This window comes from Neoroseomonas alkaliterrae (assembly GCF_014199195.1).
GTDB classification, from domain to species: Bacteria; Pseudomonadota; Alphaproteobacteria; order Acetobacterales; family Acetobacteraceae; genus Neoroseomonas; species Neoroseomonas alkaliterrae.
In genome coordinates, this window is record NZ_JACIJE010000004.1 from 172724 (window position 1) to 188189 (window position 15466).

At 72.9% G+C, this 15466-nt stretch carries 17 protein-coding genes; 15 read left to right on the forward strand and 2 right to left on the reverse strand.

Going from position 1 to position 15466, the window contains the following annotated elements; all coding sequences use genetic code 11:
• Positions 1-8: 8 nt before the first annotated feature.
• The 11 genes from FHS88_RS09060 to FHS88_RS09110 all read left to right on the forward strand — a co-directional run bounded on the left by FHS88_RS09060 (position 9) and on the right by FHS88_RS09110 (position 9949).
• Entirely contained in the window at positions 9-320 is a 312-nt protein-coding gene (locus FHS88_RS09060; protein WP_184483749.1) for a hypothetical protein, read from the forward strand.
• Positions 307-1548, forward strand: a complete 1242-nt coding sequence (locus tag FHS88_RS09065; protein ID WP_184483751.1) for an AAA family ATPase — start codon at positions 307-309, stop codon at positions 1546-1548. The genes FHS88_RS09060 and FHS88_RS09065 overlap by 14 nt, the downstream gene beginning before the upstream one ends.
• Positions 1536-2939, forward strand: coding sequence for a CpaF family protein (locus FHS88_RS09070; protein WP_184483753.1), 1404 nt, complete (start codon positions 1536-1538; stop codon positions 2937-2939). The genes FHS88_RS09065 and FHS88_RS09070 overlap by 13 nt, the downstream gene beginning before the upstream one ends.
• Positions 2936-3901 carry a type II secretion system F family protein gene (locus FHS88_RS09075; protein WP_184483755.1) on the forward strand — a complete coding sequence of 322 codons (966 nt, stop codon included), beginning with the start codon at positions 2936-2938 and terminating at the stop codon, positions 3899-3901. The genes FHS88_RS09070 and FHS88_RS09075 overlap by 4 nt, the downstream gene beginning before the upstream one ends.
• Positions 3898-4818 (forward strand): type II secretion system F family protein, encoded by a 921-nt coding sequence (locus FHS88_RS09080; RefSeq protein WP_184483757.1) that lies wholly within the window; start codon positions 3898-3900, stop codon positions 4816-4818. Before FHS88_RS09075 ends, FHS88_RS09080 begins: the two co-directional genes overlap by 4 nt.
• A 17-nt stretch (positions 4819-4835) precedes the next feature.
• On the forward strand, positions 4836-5555 hold the full coding sequence (locus tag FHS88_RS09085) for a tetratricopeptide repeat protein (RefSeq protein ID WP_184483759.1): 720 nt from the start codon (positions 4836-4838) through the stop codon (positions 5553-5555).
• Positions 5552-6040 carry a TadE/TadG family type IV pilus assembly protein gene (locus FHS88_RS09090; RefSeq protein WP_184483761.1) on the forward strand — a complete coding sequence of 163 codons (489 nt, stop codon included), beginning with the start codon at positions 5552-5554 and terminating at the stop codon, positions 6038-6040. The genes FHS88_RS09085 and FHS88_RS09090 overlap by 4 nt, the downstream gene beginning before the upstream one ends.
• Positions 6018-6590, forward strand: coding sequence for a TadE/TadG family type IV pilus assembly protein (locus FHS88_RS09095; RefSeq protein ID WP_184483763.1), 573 nt, complete (start codon positions 6018-6020; stop codon positions 6588-6590). Before FHS88_RS09090 ends, FHS88_RS09095 begins: the two co-directional genes overlap by 23 nt.
• A complete protein-coding gene (locus tag FHS88_RS09100; RefSeq protein ID WP_184483765.1) occupies positions 6587-8107 on the forward strand; it encodes a pilus assembly protein TadG-related protein in 1521 nt (506 codons plus the stop codon). The genes FHS88_RS09095 and FHS88_RS09100 overlap by 4 nt, the downstream gene beginning before the upstream one ends.
• Positions 8108-8180: 73 nt before the next feature.
• Complete coding sequence (locus FHS88_RS09105) at positions 8181-9086, forward strand: polysaccharide deacetylase family protein (protein ID WP_184483767.1); 906 nt, start codon at positions 8181-8183, stop codon at positions 9084-9086.
• Entirely contained in the window at positions 9083-9949 is an 867-nt protein-coding gene (locus tag FHS88_RS09110; RefSeq protein ID WP_184483769.1) for an aldolase/citrate lyase family protein, read from the forward strand. The genes FHS88_RS09105 and FHS88_RS09110 overlap by 4 nt, the downstream gene beginning before the upstream one ends.
• On the opposite strand, the gene FHS88_RS09115 is transcribed toward FHS88_RS09110, so the two are convergent.
• A complete protein-coding gene (locus FHS88_RS09115; RefSeq protein ID WP_184483771.1) occupies positions 9946-10701 on the reverse strand; it encodes an SDR family oxidoreductase in 756 nt (251 codons plus the stop codon). The genes FHS88_RS09110 and FHS88_RS09115 overlap by 4 nt on opposite strands.
• Positions 10702-10752: 51 nt before the next feature.
• On the opposite strand from FHS88_RS09115, the gene FHS88_RS09120 reads away from it, so the two are divergent.
• Both FHS88_RS09120 and FHS88_RS09125 read left to right on the forward strand, forming a co-directional pair.
• Entirely contained in the window at positions 10753-11694 is a 942-nt protein-coding gene (locus FHS88_RS09120) for a 2-hydroxyacid dehydrogenase (RefSeq protein ID WP_184483772.1), read from the forward strand.
• Positions 11691-12716, forward strand: a complete 1026-nt coding sequence (locus tag FHS88_RS09125; RefSeq protein WP_184483774.1) for an alcohol dehydrogenase catalytic domain-containing protein — start codon at positions 11691-11693, stop codon at positions 12714-12716. Before FHS88_RS09120 ends, FHS88_RS09125 begins: the two co-directional genes overlap by 4 nt.
• A gap of 141 nt (positions 12717-12857) precedes the next feature.
• On the opposite strand, the gene FHS88_RS09130 is transcribed toward FHS88_RS09125, so the two are convergent.
• Positions 12858-14099, reverse strand: coding sequence for a CaiB/BaiF CoA transferase family protein (locus FHS88_RS09130; RefSeq protein ID WP_184483776.1), 1242 nt, complete (start codon positions 14097-14099; stop codon positions 12858-12860).
• Positions 14100-14240: 141 nt separating this feature from the next.
• Between FHS88_RS09130 and FHS88_RS09135 the strand changes: the two genes are divergently transcribed.
• Positions 14241-14723, forward strand: coding sequence for a hypothetical protein (locus tag FHS88_RS09135; protein ID WP_184483778.1), 483 nt, complete (start codon positions 14241-14243; stop codon positions 14721-14723).
• A 139-nt stretch (positions 14724-14862) separates the two neighbouring features.
• Positions 14863-15429 (forward strand): J domain-containing protein, encoded by a 567-nt coding sequence (locus FHS88_RS09140; RefSeq protein WP_184483780.1) that lies wholly within the window; start codon positions 14863-14865, stop codon positions 15427-15429.
• Positions 15430-15466 lie beyond the last annotated feature (37 nt).

A 15466-nucleotide genomic window follows, 5' to 3' on the forward strand; every position in this document is an offset into this window, starting at 1 on the left:
ACGCGGCGATGCGGCGCGCGACGATCCTGCTGCTGCTTCTGCTCCCGGCCTGCGGGCAGATCGATCCCTATACGCGGGAGGGCGTCTGGCGGCCGCGCGGAGCCAACGAGGCCAACCTGCACCTGCATGTCGCGGTGCCCGCGCATCTCGACCGTGGCGTGAACGAGCCGCGTGCGGATGGGCATGTGCAGGCGGCGGCGGTGACGCGCTACCGGACGGACCGGGTCAAGGCGTTGCCGGCTTCGGGCGTGTCGCGCATCCAGGCGACCGGGCAGGGCGGCGGGTCGGCGCCCGCGGGCGGTGGCGATGGCGGGCGTTGACGGCCCCGACCGCAACCCGCCGGCGGCGCCCCAGGCGACGGCGCTCGCCGCGGATCGCGCGCCGCTGGTGGCCTTCGTCACGGATACGGAGTCCGATGCCGTGCTGCGCGAGACCCTGCTCGCCGAACTCGGCGAGGGGGCCGAGGTGCGCCGCGGCGACGTGCTGGCGGCAACGCGGGCGCTGAAGCGCAGCACCACGCCCCTCGCGCTGATCGTGGATGTGAGCGGCGTGGAGCAGCCGCTTTCTGCGCTCGAGGAGCTCGCCCTGGTGGTCGAGCCCGATGTGCGCGTGCTGGTGATCGGCGAGCGCCAGGACGCGGCCTTCTACCGCCAGCTTACGCGCGGACTGGGCGTGCTGGAGTATCTGTTCAAGCCGCTGACGCAGGAGATGGTGGCCCGCCACCTGCTGCCCTATCTCCGCCAGGGCACAAGCCCGCGCGACATGCATCTGCGGGGCGGGCGCGTCATCACCGTCACGGGCGTGCGCGGCGGCGTCGGCGCGACGACGATCGCGGCGAACCTCGCCTGGCATCTCGGGGAGGAGGCGCGGCGTCACACGGTGCTCCTGGATGCCGACCTGCATGGCGGGGCGGCGGCGCTGCTGCTCGGGGCGCGGACGGCCAACGGCTTGCGCTCGGCGCTCGAGCATCCGGAGCGCGTGGACGAGCTCTTCGTCGAGCGCACCGCCCAGCCGGCGGGGGAGCGGCTGCACGTGCTGGCGGCGGAGGAGAAGCCGCTCGATCCGGTCCTTTGCCAGCCGGGAGCGGCGGCGCGGCTGATGGCGATGCTGCGGCGGCGATACAACTTCGTCGTGGTGGACCTTCCCGCGCGCAGCGGGACGATGGCGCGGGAGATCCTCGACATGGCGCATCAGCGCGTGCTGGTGACCGATGCCTCGCTCGCCGGCGCGCGGGAGATGCTGCGTTTCGCGGCCATCCCCAATGCACCCACGCAATCACGTCGGGCGCTCACGGTGCTGAACCGCGCGGGCCAGCCCGGCATGTTGAGTGAGGCGCAACTGGGCGAGGCGCTGGGCGAGGCTCCGGAACTCGTCATTCCGTGGCTGCCGAAGGTGGTGCCCTCGGCGGCCGATCTGGGTGAGGCGGCGGCGCGGCAGCGCGGGGCCTTTCGCAACGCGATCCTGAGGCTGGCGCAGGATGTCGCCTCGATCCGCACGGAAGGGGAGGGGGAGGCGAGGAAGGGCCTCTTCGCGCGATGGTTCCGCTAGACATCCCAGCCCCGGCCTTCGGACGGCGCGTCCGCGAGGAGGCGTCGCCGGCGCCCGTCCTGCCGCCCGTGCAGACCGAGGCCACGCCGGAGGCCGGATCGGTGGTGCCGGCCGCGCCGGCAACGCCGCAGCAGCGCCAGAAGGCCGAGTTGCGGACGCTGTGCCTCGCGCGCATAGATCCGGCCTCCGTCGCCGCGCTGCCGCAGGAGGCGCTGTTCGCCGAGGTCGAGCGCATGATCGCCGAGATCGCGGATGCGCAGCGCATCGGGCTTTCGGCGCGCGAGCAGCGCGAAGTCGCGGCCGAGCTGGTGGACGACATGCTGGGCCTCGGTCCGCTCGCGCCGCTGCTCGAGGACGAGACGGTCACCGACATCATGGTGAACGGCCCGTTCCGCGTCTTCGTGGAGCAGCGCGGGCGGATCGTGCTCTCGCCGGTGCGGTTCCGCGACGCGAGCCACCTCGCGGGCATCGCGCAGCGCATCGCCGCGCAGGTCGGGCGCCGGATCGACGAATCGAGCCCGATGGTGGATGCCCGCCTGCCGGACGGCAGCCGCGTGAACATCATCTTCCCGCCGCTGTCACTGCTCGGCCCATGCCTTTCCATCCGCAAGTTCGCCAAGCGCAAGATCGACTTCGCGCAGATGGTGCGCAACGGCTCGATCTCGCCGCAGATGGCCCGGGTGCTCGAGATCGCCGCGCGGGCGCGGCTCAACATCATCATCTCGGGCGGCACGGGCTCGGGCAAGACGACGATGCTGAACGCGCTGTCGCGGCTGATCGACCCGTCCGAGCGCATCGTCACCTGCGAGGACGCGGCGGAGCTGCAGCTCCAGCAGCCGCATGTGATCCCGCTCGAGACACGGCCTGCCAATCTCGAAGGCCGCGGAGAGGTGACGCAGCGCGACCTCGTGAAGAACGCTCTGCGCATGCGCCCCGACCGCATCATCCTCGGCGAGTGCCGCGGCCCAGAGGCCTTCGACATGCTGCAGGCGATGAACACGGGTCATGACGGCTCGATGTCCACCATCCACGCGAACACCACGCGCGATGCCGTCACACGCATCGAGAACATGGTGCTGATGGGCCAGACGAGCCTGCCCGCGCGTGCGATCCGCCAGCAGATCGTCTCGGCCGTGGACCTGATCCTGCAGATCGAGCGCATGCGCGACGGCGTGCGCCGCTGCACGCAGATCACCGAGGTCTGCGGGCTGGAGGGCGAAGTCGTGGTGCTGAACGACATCTTCCAGTGGGAATACGAGGGCGAGGAGCCAGGCGGCCGCCTGCGCGGGTCCTACCGCGTGAGCCGCGCGCGGCCCGGCTTCGCGCCGCGGCTGGCGTATTTCGGGCTGGACCGCGCCTGGTACGCCGCGCTCGAGGAGGCGGGGGAATGAGCGGCCTGCTCGCCCTGCTTCTGGCGCTGCTGCTCGGCATCGGCCTGGCGCTGTGGGGGCTGCACAGCACGGGTCGGAACGGGCGCGGGCGGCGCCTTGCCGAACGCTTCGCGGCGCATTCGTTGCCTCACGCGCGGGTGCGCATGGCGAGCCGCGTCGCCCAGCGCGCGCCGCGGGCGGCGTGGCTGCGCATGCCCGAACCGCTGGAGCGCCGGCTGTCGCAGATCTTCGGCTGGGATGCTGAAAGGCTCGACCAGTATCCTCTGTCGCCGCCGCTGCTGGTGCTGCTGGCGTCGCTGCCGGCCATGATGCTGGGGCTGCAGGCGATCCGGATGCTCGGTGGCGTCGGGTGGCTTCTCACCGCGGCGGCCTGGGTGCTGCTGGCGCGCTGGGGCTTCGGCATGGTCCACAGGCGGCGCGCCGATGCGCTCTACCGGCAGTTGCCGGATGCGCTGGGCATGGTGGTGCGCGCCGTGCGCGCCGGCATTCCGGTGGTCGAGGCGCTGCGGACCATCGGCAAGGAACTGCCCGATCCGACCGGGGCGGAGTTCCGTCGGCTATCGGACCAGCTCGCGATCGGCATTCCGATGGAGGAGGCGCTGCGCCGCCTGGCGCGGCGCTCGGGCCTGCCGGAATACCGTTTCTTCGCCGTGGCGCTCTCGCTGCAGAACAGCGCGGGCGGCAATCTGACCGAGACGCTGGACAACCTCGCCGATGTTGTCCGCAAGCGCGTCGCGACGCGGCAGCGGGGCCACGCGCTGGCGTCCCAGGCGCGGGCCAGCGCCTATGTGCTCTCGGCCGTGCCGGTCTTCGCCGCCGGGGCTCTGCTGGTCATCAACCCGCGCTACATCCTGGTCCTGTTCAACGACCCGCGCGGCAACATGGTGCTGGCCTTCGCGATCGGCTCGCTCGCGCTCGGGCTGGGCACGATGAAGACCATCATCCGGCGGTCGCTGTCATGACGCGGGCGCTGGCGCTGCAACTCGCCATGGGGATCGTGCTGGCGATGCTGCTGGCGATCCTTGTGCTGTTGCCGCGGCTGCGGCGCGCGGAGCGCCTGCAGGCGCGGATCGCCGCCTCGCGCGGCGTCGTCGAGGTGCGCCGGCCAGAGTCAGCACCCCTGCCTCAGCGCATCGCGCGGCGGATCGGGCAGGCCGTGATGGCGAGCGGCATCGTCAAGGGGGAGACCCTCGCCGAGCTCCAGCGCACGGTGGTGGCGGCAGGCTTCCGTGGCCAGCGCGCGGTGGCGGTCTTCATCGGGGCGAAGGTGCTGCTGATGGTCGCGCTGCCCTTCGTGATGCTGCCGCTTTCGGCCGGGATGGGGCCGATGGGGCGGAACCTGCTGGTGGCCGGCGGCGCTGTGGCGGGGCTCGTGCTGCCCGACATGGCTCTGCGGCGGATGCGCGAGGCGCATGCGCGGCAGGTGGAGCGCGGCCTCGCTGACGCGCTCGACCTGATGGTGATCTGCGCCGAGGCCGGGCTGCCGCTGGAGGCCGCGGTGGACCGCGTGGCGAGCGAGATGGCCGAGGCCAACCGCGCGGTCGCCGCAGAGTTCGCCAATGTCGGCACCGAGCTCCGCATTCTCTCCGACCGCCGCCAGGCGCTGCAGAACATGGGTGAGCGGACGGGCCTCGAGAGCCTGCGCCGCCTGGGCGGCACGCTCGCGCAGACGCTGCAATACGGCACGCCGCTGTCGCAGGCCCTGCGCACGCTGGCGGGCGAGTTGCGCCACGAGACGTTGATGCGCTTCGAGGCACGCGCGGCGCGCCTGCCCGCACTGCTCACGCTGCCGACCATCGCGTTCATCCTGCCCTGCATCTTCTTCATCGTCGGCGGGCCCGCCGTGCTGCGGGTGCTCGACATCGCCGCGCGTCCCTGAGCCGAAGGAGTTGGCCCATGCGCAACCTCGTCCTTCCCATGCTTCTCGCCGGGGCTCTGGTGGCCTGCGCGGGCGCCCCGGTCGAGAGCGACCAGCGCCTGCGCGTGGCGGGCGCGGCGCTTGCCTCCGGCAACACGGCGGCGGCGCTCGCGATCGCTGCACGCATCGCCCAGGAGAACCCGCGCGATGCGTCGGCGCAGCTCCGCCATGCCGAGATGCTCGCCGCCGCCGGGCGCTGGTCTGAAGCGGCCGAAGCCTATCGCCGCGCGGTGGCGGCGGATGGCGCTTCGGCGCCGGCACGGCTCGGCCTCGGCCGCGCGCTGCTGCGCGGGGGCGATCCCGTGGCGGCGGAGGCCAGTTTCCGCGAGGCCGTCTCCGCCCTGCCGCGCGAACCGGGCGCGCTCAGCGGGCTCGGCGTCGCGCTCGACCTCCAGGGGCGGCATGCGGAGGCGCAGCAGGCCTATCGCGGCGCGCTCGCCCTCAATCCCGCGCATGCGGGGGCGCGGACCAATCTCGCGCTGTCGCTGACGCTCTCCGGGCAGGGTGCGGAGGCGGTGCGGATGCTCGAGCCGGTGGCGCGTGCCCCGGAGGCGACGCCGCGTCAGCGGCACAACCTCGCTCTGGCCTATGCGGCGGCCGGCGACGCGCCGCGCGCGGCCGAGCTGATGGCGCCCGAACTGGGCGAGACGAGCCGGGAGGCAGTGGTGGCCTGGCGGGCCGCGCTGTCGGGCTCATGAGGCGCCGCCGCGCGGGCCGCGGCTCCATCGCGCTCGAGTTCGCGCTGACGGGGCCGCTGCTGATGGCGCTGATGATGACGGTGCTGGAAGGCGCGTGGCAGGCGCTGACGGCCGCGACGCTCGACATCGGCGCGCGCGAGGCGAGCCGCTTCGGCGCGACGGGCGCCGCAGCGCCCGACTGGCTGCCGCCGCCCGCCCCGGCCAGCCGCGAGGAGGCGGTCCGGCGCATCGTGCTGTGGTTCGGCCCGCATGTGCTGAATGCCGATCGCCTGAGCGTCACGGTCGCGGCCTTCGCCGACCCGCAGCAGCTCGGCATCCCCGGCCAGGGCCAGGCGGGGGCGGGTGGGGCGGGCGCGACCGTGCTCTACGAACTGGCCTACGAGCAGCCCTTCCTGACGCCCTTCCCGGCGCTTCTGCTCGGCCGCGGGGCGATCCCGCACCGTTCCCGCATGGTGGTCCGCAATGAGCCCTTTCCGCCTGCGTGAGCGTCTTCGGCGGGGCTCGGTCGCGGTCGAGTTCACCCTCGTCGCGCCGGTGCTCGCGCTGCTCGGGCTCGCGGTGCTCGACGTTGTGGATTTCCTGCGCACCTCGCTCCGCCTCGAGCGCACGGCCGGCGAGGTCGCGAACGTCACTGCCCAGTACCAGGTTCTGCGCGAGGAGGATTTCGCGACGCTGTTCGATCTCGCGGGGCGGATCGCGGCACCCTATCGCGTCACCGATGCGGATGGGGCGGTGATCGTCTCGGGCCTCGCGAACCAGGGGCAGGGGCCAGTGGTGTTGTGGCAGCGGCGGGCCGGCTCGTCCGGCTACGCCAGCGCCTTCGGCGCGCAGGGCGGGGCGGCGAGCATTCCCGCACGCTCGGGCGACCTCGTACTCGCCATCGGACAGGGGGCCGTGGTCGCTGAGGTGTTCCTCGCGCGCGAGCCCTGGCTGCTCTCGGGGCGCTTCCTCGCCGGCGCGCCCTTCTCGCGCCTGCAGAGCTTCGCGCTGCAGCGGCCGCGCATGGTCTCCATCCTGAGGGTCTCCGCGTCATGACGCTCCTGCGACGCCTGAGGCGCGACCGGCGCGGCGCGGTCGCGATGCTGGCGGGGCTTGCCGCCATCCCGCTGCTCGCCATGGCGGGCGCCGCGGTGGACCTGACGCGGCTCTACATCCTCCATTCGCGGCTGATCACGGCGGTGGACGCCGCGGCGCTGGCCGGTGCGCGCGCGATCAACGACCTCGACCGCGACACGCAGATCCAGCGCTGGTTCTGGGCGAACTTCACGCGAACGGGCTCGCAGGCGACGAGCGGCTTCCTGGGCGCGGAGGTGACGCAGCTCAGCATCACGGTGGACCAGGAGGCGCGCATGGTGCGGGTGCGCGCGCGCGCGGCGCTGCCCACCACCGTGCTGCGCCTGTTCGGCCAGGACGTGCTGGTGGCGAGCGTGGACCAGGCGGCGCGGCGGCAGGACCGCGGCATGGAGCTCGCGCTCGTGCTCGACGTCACCGGCTCGATGGCCGGCGCGCCGATGACGGCGCTGCGCGATGCGGCGACGGAGCTGGTCAACATCCTCTACGGGCCGAGCGAGACCATCCCGAATTTCTGGGTCTCGGTCGTGCCCTATACCGCGATGGTCAACATCGGCCGCGGGCGCACGGGCTGGCTCGAACCCGGCAGCCTCAACCCCGCCGACTATGGCAGCACGGTCTGGCGCGGCTGCGTCTTCGCCCGTCATGTGAACGGGGAGGACGAGACGGACACCCCGCCCACCATCGTGCCCTTCCGTCCCTTCCTGTGGCGTTCCACCGTCAACCGCTACAGCCCCAACCTGGGCGACAACGAGTGGACGAACGCCACCATCACCGAGCCCAATCCGGAAAACCCGCCCTCCGACGCGGCGCAGAACGCGCTCGGGAACAACGCCCGTGGGCCGAATCTCGGCTGCCCGCGCGCGATCCTGCCGCTGACCGCATCGCGCAGCGTGGTGCTCAACGAGATCGCGAACCTGCGCGCGACGCATCGCGGCGGCACCATGGCCAATCTCGGCCTTCAGATGGGATGGGCGACGATCTCCCCGCGCTGGCGCGGCCTGTGGGGCAGCGCCACGCTGCCGCAGGACTATGATACGCCCTACATGGACAAGGTCGTCGTGCTCATGACCGACGGCAACAACGAGTGGTACGACTGGCCCGAGGGCGCGCCCGGCGCCTGCCGGACCACGGGCAGCAACCCGCCCTGCCGCAGCGGCTACACGAGCGACGGCGACACCGACATGTCCGCCTATGGGAGGCTGCGGGAGAACCGGCTCGGCCTTGTCGCGCCGCTGACCAATGCGCGGGCGCTGACCGAGATCAACGCCCGGATGGCGCGCATGTGCACGCGCATCAAGGCGCGCGGGGTCATCGTCTACACCATTACCTTCAACGTCACGAATGCCGCGACGCGCGACCTCTATCGCGCTTGCGCGACGCAGCCGGAATACCACTTCAACAGCCCCGATGCCGCGGCGCTGCGCGCCGCCTTCCGGGAGATCGCGGGGCAGCTCGCCAATCTGCGGATCGTGCGCTGAGGCCCGGGGCGGTGCGTTGACGGGCCTCGGCGCGTCGCCCTAGCGTCGAGCGCATCCCGAGCAGGAGCGCGCGATGAGATTGCCCGGCCATGGGCGCTACGCCCACAGCGCCATTCCGCAGCGGCCCGACTATGACTGGCCGAACGGGGCGCGGCTCGCGCTCGTGGTGTGCAACAACATCGAGGCCTTCGCCTACCGCGCCGGGCTCGGCTCCGACAGCACCGGCACGCCGGCGGTGCAGAACCAGCGGAACTACGCCTGGCGGGACTACGGCAACCGCGTGGGGCTGTGGAACCTGCTCGACATGCTGGACGAGCTCGAGATCCCCTGCGCGCACAACGTGAACGGCGCGGTGCTCGATGCCTGCCCCGAGATCGCGCCGGCGCTCAAGGCGCGCGGCGACGAGTTCGTCGGGCACGGCCGCACCAACGCCGAACGCCAGGACGGGATGTGGGAGGAGGATGAGCGGCGGCTCATCGTCGAGAGCCGCGACGCCATCATCCGTCATGCCGGCGCGGCGCCGGAAGGCTGGCTCGGCCCCTATATCGCGCAATCGGCGGTGACGCTCGACCTGCTGAAGGAGGAAGGCTTCTCCTACGTCATGGACTGGCCGGCGGACGACCAGCCCTTCTGGATGGCCACGCGCGCCGGCCCGATCCTCTCCGTCCCGTATTCCGTCGAGCTGAACGACAGCCCGGCGCAGCTCGCCCGCCAGCATACGGGCCGCGAATTCGCGCAGATGATCGTGGATCAGTTCGACGAGATGCTGGAGCAATCGAGGAAGCGGCCGCTGGTCTGCTCGGTGGTGCTGCATCCCTTCATCGTCGGCCAGCCCTTCCGGCTGCGGGCGCTGCGTGACGCGCTGCGCCACATCCTTTCGCACCGCGAGCGCCTCTGGGTCGCGAGGCCGGGCGAGGTGGCCCGCTACGCCGCCTCGCTGCCGAAGGGCGTGGTGCCGGGGTCGGAGATGCTGCCGTGACTCGCGCGCTGCCCGCCTGGCGCTCCCTGCTCTACGTCCCGGCGAGTGCGGAGAAGTTCGTCGCGCGCGCGCATGAGCGCGGCGCGGATGCCATCATCCTCGACCTCGAGGACGGTGTGGCGCCGGCCTCGAAGCCCGCCGCGCGCGCCGGGCTCGCGGCCGCCGTCGCGAGCGTGCGGCGCAACGGGGCCGATGTGCTGGTGCGCATCAACCGCCCGCTTCGCGTCGCGGTAGAGGACATCGCCGCCGCGGTCACCGCCGGTGCCGATGCGCTGGTCTGCACCAAGGTCATGGGCCCGGACCATGTGCGCCTGCTCTCGGAACTCGCCGCCGAATCCGAGGCCGCTTGCGGACGTGCGGCCGGGACCGTGCGCTTCGTCGTGCTGATCGAGGATGCGGCCGCGCTCGCCCACGCGCAGGCCATCGCGGCGGCCGATCCGCGCGTGGTGGCGCTCGGCGTCGGCGGCGAGGATCTCGCCACCGATCTCGGCGCCGAGCCGACGCCCGATGCGCTCGACCTGCCCAAGCGCATGGGCCTGGTGGCGGCGCGCGCGGCGGGCGTGCTGCCGCTCGGCTTCATCGGCACGGTGGCGGGGCTGAAGGATCTCGAGGGCTATCGCGCCATGCTGCGGCGTTCCCGCGCCATCGGCTTCGCCTGCGCCTCCTGCGTGCATCCCTCCCAGGTGCCGATCATCAACGAGGAATACGGCCCGCGCCCGGAGGAGGTGGAGCGCGCGCGGCGCCTTGTCGCGGCCTTCGAGGCGGCGCTGGCCGAGGGCAGGGGCGCCGTGGCCTTCGAGGGCGAGATGATCGACAAGCCGATCGTGGAGCGCGCGCGGCGGCTGATCGCGCGGGCAGGCTAGACGACGGCGGTCATGCCGCCATCCACGAAGATCAACTGGCCATGGACGAAATCCGAAGCCGGCGCGGCGAGGAACACCGCGGCGCCGATCAGTTCCTCCACCCGCCCCCAGCGTCCGGCCGGGACGCGCTTGCACAGCCACTCGGTGAAGGCCGGATCCTGCACCAGCGCGCTGGTCAGTTCCGTGTCGTAGTAGCCGGGCGCGAGGCCGTTCACATTGACGCCGTGCCGCGCCCATTCGGCGCAGAGCGTGCGCGTGAGCATGCGCAGCGCGCCCTTGCTCGCGGCATAGGGGGCGATGGTCGGGCGGCCGAGTTCGCTCTGCACGGAGCATACGGTGATGATCTTGCCGCGGCCGCGATGGACCATGCGCTTGCCCGCCGCCTGGCAGCAGTACCAGACGCCGTCGAGGTTCACCTCCATCACGCGCCGCCAGGTCTCGGGCGGCATCTCGGTCGAGGGCGCGCGCAGGTTGATGCCCGCATTCGCCACCAGGATGTGCAGCGGGCCGTGCGCGGCCTCGATGGCGGCGATGCCGGCCTCGACCGCCGCGTGGTCGGTCACGTCGAAGGCGGCGGTCACCGCGCCGGGCACATGCGCGCGCGCGGCTTCCAGCTTCGCCGCGTCGCGGCCGTTCAGCACCACCTTCGCCCCGGCCTCGGCCAGGCCGCGCGCCAGGGCGAGGCCGATTCCCTGGCTCGATCCTGTCACCAGGGCGAGCGTCCCGCTCAGGTCGAACAGCGCGCGCGACATCGGCGTTTCCCCGTGTTAGGTCCGGCGGCAGGCTAGGGGGAGGGACCGCGGATGGACAAGCCGGGCCTGCTGGTGGTGGGCGTGCTGCCCGATTGGGATCTCGAGGCGCTGGGGCGCCGGTTCACGCTGCATCTGCTCTACGAGGCGCCCGACCGCGCCGCCTTCCTCGCGCAGCAGGGGCCCTCGGTCCGCGCCATCGCGACCAAGGGCGAGCTCGGCGCCGATGCGGCGATGATGGATGCCTGCCCGAACGCGAAGATCATCGCCTGCTACGGCGTCGGCGTGGATGCCATCGACCTCGCCGCCGCCCGCGCGCGCGGCATCGCGGTGACGAACACGCCCGATGTGCTGACGGAGGAGGTGGCCGACATGGCCTTCGCGCTGCTGCTCGCGGCCGCGCGCGCCATCCCGGAAGGCGATGCCTATGTGCGCAGCGGCGCCTGGGCGCGGCAGGGTCCGATGCGGCTGACCACGCGCGTCTGGGGCAAGCGGATGGGTATCGTGGGCCTCGGGCGGATCGGCCGCGCCATCGCGCGGCGGGCCGAGGGCTTCGGCATGGCCATCGCCTATTCGGGCCGCACGAGGAAGGACGTGCCCTACGCCTTCCACCCCAGCCCCGCGGCGCTCGCCCCGGAGGTGGACATCCTCGTGGTCTCGGCCGCCGGCGGGGCGGCCACGGCGGGGCTCGTGGACCGCGCGGCGATCGAGGCGCTGACGCCCGGCGCGATCTTCGTCAATGTCTCGCGCGGCTCCGTGGTGGACGAGGCGGCGCTGATCGCCGCGCTGCAATCGGGGCGCATCGCCGCCGCCGGGCTCGACGTGTTCCGCAACGAGCCGGCCATCGATCCGGTCTTCGCGACGTTTCCGAATGTGGTGCTCTCGCCGCACCAGGCCTCGGGGACGGTGGAGACGCGCAAGGACATGGGCCGGCTGATGCTCGCCAACCTGGAGGCGCATTTCGACGGGCGGCCGCTGCCCACCCCCGTGCCGTGAGCCGCGCCGTCGTCATCCACGCCGCCCACGACCTGCGCGTGGAGGAGCGCCCGGCCGGCGAGCCCGGCCCGGGCCAGGTGCGCGTGCGCATCGCCGCGGGCGGCATCTGCGGCTCGGACCTGCACTACTTCCTGCATGGCGGCTTCGGCGCCATCCGCGTGAAGCACCCGATGGTGCTGGGGCACGAGGTGGCGGGCGTCATCGAGAGCCTCGGGCCGGGTGTCGCGGGCCTCGCGGTCGGGCAGCCGGTGGCGGTGAACCCCTCGCTGCCCTGCGGACGCTGCCGCTACTGCCAGGAGGGCGCGCAGCAGCATTGCCTCGATATGCGCTTCTACAGCAGCGCGATGCGGGAGCCGCATGTGGATGGCGGCTTCCGCGAGGCGCTGATCTGCGAGGCCGCGCAGGCGGTGCCGCTGCCCGAGGGACTCGACACCACCACGGCGGCCTTCGCCGAGCCGCTCGCCGTCTGCCTGCACGCCGCGCGGCAGGCGGGGCCGCTGATGGGGCGGCGGGTGCTGGTCACGGGCTGCGGGCCGATCGGCGCGCTCGCCATCGCCGCCGCGCGCCTGGGCGGGGCGAGGGAGATCGTGGCGACGGATCTCACCGAAGCGCCGCGCAAGGTGGCGCTGGCGATGGGCGCGGACCGCTTCCACGCCGACCCCGAGGCGCTTTCGGCCTATGGCGCGGAGAAGGGGGTCTTCGATGTGGCGATGGAGGCCTCGGGGAGCCCGCGCGCGCTGCTCGGCATCCTGCCCGTGCTGCGGCCCGGCGGCACCATCGTGCAGATCGGCATCGGCAACGACGCGCCGGTGCCGATGTCGGTGCTGGCGGCGAAGGAGATCACCTGGCGCGGCACCTTCCGCTTCCATGCCGAGTTCGCCATGGCGGTGGAGGCGCTGGCGGCGCGGCGGCTCGATGTCGCGCCGCTGCTGACCGAGCGCTTCCCCATCGAGCGCGCGGCCGAGGCCTTCGCCCTGGCCGCCGACCGCGCGCGCGCGATGAAGGTGCAGATCGCCTTCTGATACCCTGTGGACACGGGATTGCCCTTTGTCCGCGGGACATCAGGATTTGCTTCCGCGCGCGGCCGCCCCACCAGCCCCGCGCGCCACACCAGCGGCCTGAAGGTCAAACCTGTCGCCCGCTTGTCTGAGGCGTCCCGGCCGTCAGGGCGTGGCCTCGCGCACCACCCCGATCCCGCGCAGCCGCGCGAGCTCCTCCGCCCCCAGCACCGGTGCGAGGATCTCCTCGTTGTGCTCCCCGAGCCTCGGGGCGGGCCGCGCCAGCACCCCGGGGGTGGCGGAGAGCCGCGGCACCAGACCGTGCATCGGGAGCCAGCCGCCCGGCATCTCCGCGTCCGGCACCTCGATCAGCGCCTCGCGCTCGATGGCGTAGGGATCGCGCTCGAGCATGGCGGTGTCCATGATCGGGCCGATGGTCACCCCGGCGGCGTCGAAATGCGCGAGCGTCTCCTCGAGTGTGCGCTCGGCGATCCAGCCGCCGATCACCGCATCGAGTTCCTGCCAGTGCCGCAGCCGGGCCGGGTTGTCGGCGAAGCGCGGATCGCTGATCATGTCCTCGCGCCCGATCGAGCGGAACAGCTTCTCCGTCATGCCCTGGGTTGAGGCGGAGAGGCAGACCCAGCCGCCATCCTTCGTCCGGTAGGCGTTGCGCGGGGCGGTGTTGGTCGAGCGGCTGCCGGTGCGGGGCTTGCGCTGGCCCGTGATCCGCCAGTTCGCGATCTGCGGCTCCATCACGGCGAAGAGCGGCTCGAACAGCGAGACATCGAGCACCTGGCCCGTGCCGGTCGCCTCGGCGTGGCGCAGCGCGATCATCGCCGCGGCCGCGCCGTAGAGCCCCGCAAACGCATCACCCATGAACATCGGCGGCAGCACCGGCTCGCGGTCCTCGAAGCCGTTGACCGCGGCGAAGCCGGAATAGCCCTCGACCAGCGTGCCGAAGCCCGGCTTGTGGCGGAACGGCCCGTCCTGGCCCCAGCCCGAGATGCGCACGATGACGAGGGCGGGGTTGATCGCGAGCAGCGCCTCGGGCGCGAGGCCCATCGCCTCCAGCACGCCGGGGCGGAAGGATTCGACGAACATCGCCGCACCCTTGGCGAGCGCCTTCACCGTGGCGATGCCCTCGGGCCGCTTGAGGTCCAGCGCGACCGACTTCTTGTTGCGGCAGATCGTCTTCCAGGAGGTCTCGATGCCGCCGACGCGCCAGGCGCGCAGCGTGTCGCCCTCGGGCGGTTCGATCTTCACCACCTCCGCGCCATGGTCGGCGAAGACCTTGGTCAGCACATTGCCCGCGACGAGGCGGGAGAGGTCCACGACGCGCACGCCCTCCATCGCGCCGCGCGCGGCCGGATCGAAGGTCTTCCTGTGCGGGGCGCGTGGCTCCGTCATCGCTGGTATCCCATGGTGCTGGTGGTTGTGCGGTGGACCGCCCCAGTCTCGCGCAGCCGGCCGCGGGCCGGAAGCCGCGGCGTGAGCGGCGCATTAACCCGCGCCTGCGAGGATGCGGCGGGATCAGGAGGTGCGGCCGCGATGACGCCCGAGAGGCCGTTCCGCGAATGGCCGCTCGAACAGCTTGCCGAGCAGGCGATGCTCCATCCCGCCGATGCGGGCCTGCTCGCCGCGCTGGCGGCGGAGGCCGGCTGCCGCCCGGGCGCGCGCGCCAAGGCGATCGCCGCGCGGATCGGGCGCCTGCTCGCCGAGAGCGCGATGCGCGAGCGCCGCGCGGAGGAGGCGCGGCTGCGCGCCACGCTGGCCGCCGCGGCGGAGGAGATTGCGCGGCTGCGCCAGCGCCTCGCCGCGCGCGAGGCTGCCCAGGCCGATCCCGGCCCCTATCGGCGCGTCCACCTCACGCCTGATGCGCCGGCCTGGCTGGTGGCCGAGGTGCGGCGCGCCTTCCGCCGCCGCTACCACCCGGACGGCCAGGCCGACCCCGCGAGGCGGCGGCGGTCGGAGGAGGTGTTCAAGCGCATCGAGGCCGTCTTCGCCGAGATCGAGCGTCTGCGCGGGAAATGACGCGGGAGGGGCCCGCATGCACGCCACGCGGGCAGGATCCGGTGCGGGAGAGGCCGAATCGGCAACCGCTGGTGCGTGGTTTCGGCCCCGCATTGCTGTCATTGTCGCGAATTGAGACGGAACGGAAGATTCGCGGGCGATGTCCGGCGCGGCCCAGCACACCTCCTGGCGGCACATGACCAACTGGCCCTCGGGCCGGCTGCTCGAATACGCCGAGGCGCATCCGCACGACGCCGATCTGCTGGAATTCATCCATGGCGAGCTCGGCCGCCGCGATGTCGAGGTCGCGGCGACGGCGGCCCGCCGCGTGGCGCAACTCCTCGCGCGCGCGCAGGGGCGGGCGAACGGCGCGGCCGAGGCCTCGGTCGAAGGCGCGGCCTCCGAAGAGGCGCAGATGCTGATCGCCACGCTGCGGGCGCGCCTGGAGGCGGCCGAGCGCCGCGTGCGCGAGGCCGAGGCCCGGGCCTCGGCGGCCGAGCGCGCGCTCGCCTCCGAGCCGCTGCCCTCGCGCGGCGGGGCGCTGATGCGGCGGGTGCATCTCGCCGAGACGGCGCCGATGTGGCTGGTCGAGGCCGCGCGGCGCGCCTTCCGCCTGCGCTTCCACCCCGACCGCTTCACCGATCCGGCGATGAAGCAGCGCGCCGAGGACACTTTCAAGGAAGCGGAGGAGATCTTCCGCCAGATCGGCGCCGCGGGCGGGCAGTAGCCGCCCCAGGCCACGGGCGGGCCCCCGTCCGCTGCGC

Excerpts from the sequence above, each read along its gene's own strand:
- FHS88_RS09060 (WP_184483749.1), top strand. The coding sequence starts at position 9 with ATGCGGCGCGCGACGATCCTGCTGCTGCTTCTGCTCCCGGCCTGCGGG.
- FHS88_RS09065 (WP_184483751.1), top strand. The coding sequence starts at position 307 with ATGGCGGGCGTTGACGGCCCCGACCGCAACCCGCCGGCGGCGCCCCAG.
- FHS88_RS09070 (WP_184483753.1), top strand. The coding sequence starts at position 1,536 with ATGGTTCCGCTAGACATCCCAGCCCCGGCCTTCGGACGGCGCGTCCGC.
- FHS88_RS09075 (WP_184483755.1), top strand. The coding sequence starts at position 2,936 with ATGAGCGGCCTGCTCGCCCTGCTTCTGGCGCTGCTGCTCGGCATCGGC.
- FHS88_RS09080 (WP_184483757.1), top strand. The coding sequence starts at position 3,898 with ATGACGCGGGCGCTGGCGCTGCAACTCGCCATGGGGATCGTGCTGGCG.
- FHS88_RS09085 (WP_184483759.1), top strand. The coding sequence starts at position 4,836 with ATGCGCAACCTCGTCCTTCCCATGCTTCTCGCCGGGGCTCTGGTGGCC.
- FHS88_RS09090 (WP_184483761.1), top strand. The coding sequence starts at position 5,552 with ATGAGGCGCCGCCGCGCGGGCCGCGGCTCCATCGCGCTCGAGTTCGCG.
- FHS88_RS09095 (WP_184483763.1), top strand. The coding sequence starts at position 6,018 with ATGAGCCCTTTCCGCCTGCGTGAGCGTCTTCGGCGGGGCTCGGTCGCG.
- FHS88_RS09100 (WP_184483765.1), top strand. The coding sequence starts at position 6,587 with ATGACGCTCCTGCGACGCCTGAGGCGCGACCGGCGCGGCGCGGTCGCG.
- FHS88_RS09105 (WP_184483767.1), top strand. The coding sequence starts at position 8,181 with ATGAGATTGCCCGGCCATGGGCGCTACGCCCACAGCGCCATTCCGCAG.
- FHS88_RS09115 (WP_184483771.1), bottom strand. The coding sequence starts at position 10,701 with ATGTCGCGCGCGCTGTTCGACCTGAGCGGGACGCTCGCCCTGGTGACA.
- FHS88_RS09120 (WP_184483772.1), top strand. The coding sequence starts at position 10,753 with ATGGACAAGCCGGGCCTGCTGGTGGTGGGCGTGCTGCCCGATTGGGAT.
- FHS88_RS09130 (WP_184483776.1), bottom strand. The coding sequence starts at position 14,099 with ATGACGGAGCCACGCGCCCCGCACAGGAAGACCTTCGATCCGGCCGCG.
- FHS88_RS09135 (WP_184483778.1), top strand. The coding sequence starts at position 14,241 with ATGACGCCCGAGAGGCCGTTCCGCGAATGGCCGCTCGAACAGCTTGCC.
- FHS88_RS09140 (WP_184483780.1), top strand. The coding sequence starts at position 14,863 with ATGTCCGGCGCGGCCCAGCACACCTCCTGGCGGCACATGACCAACTGG.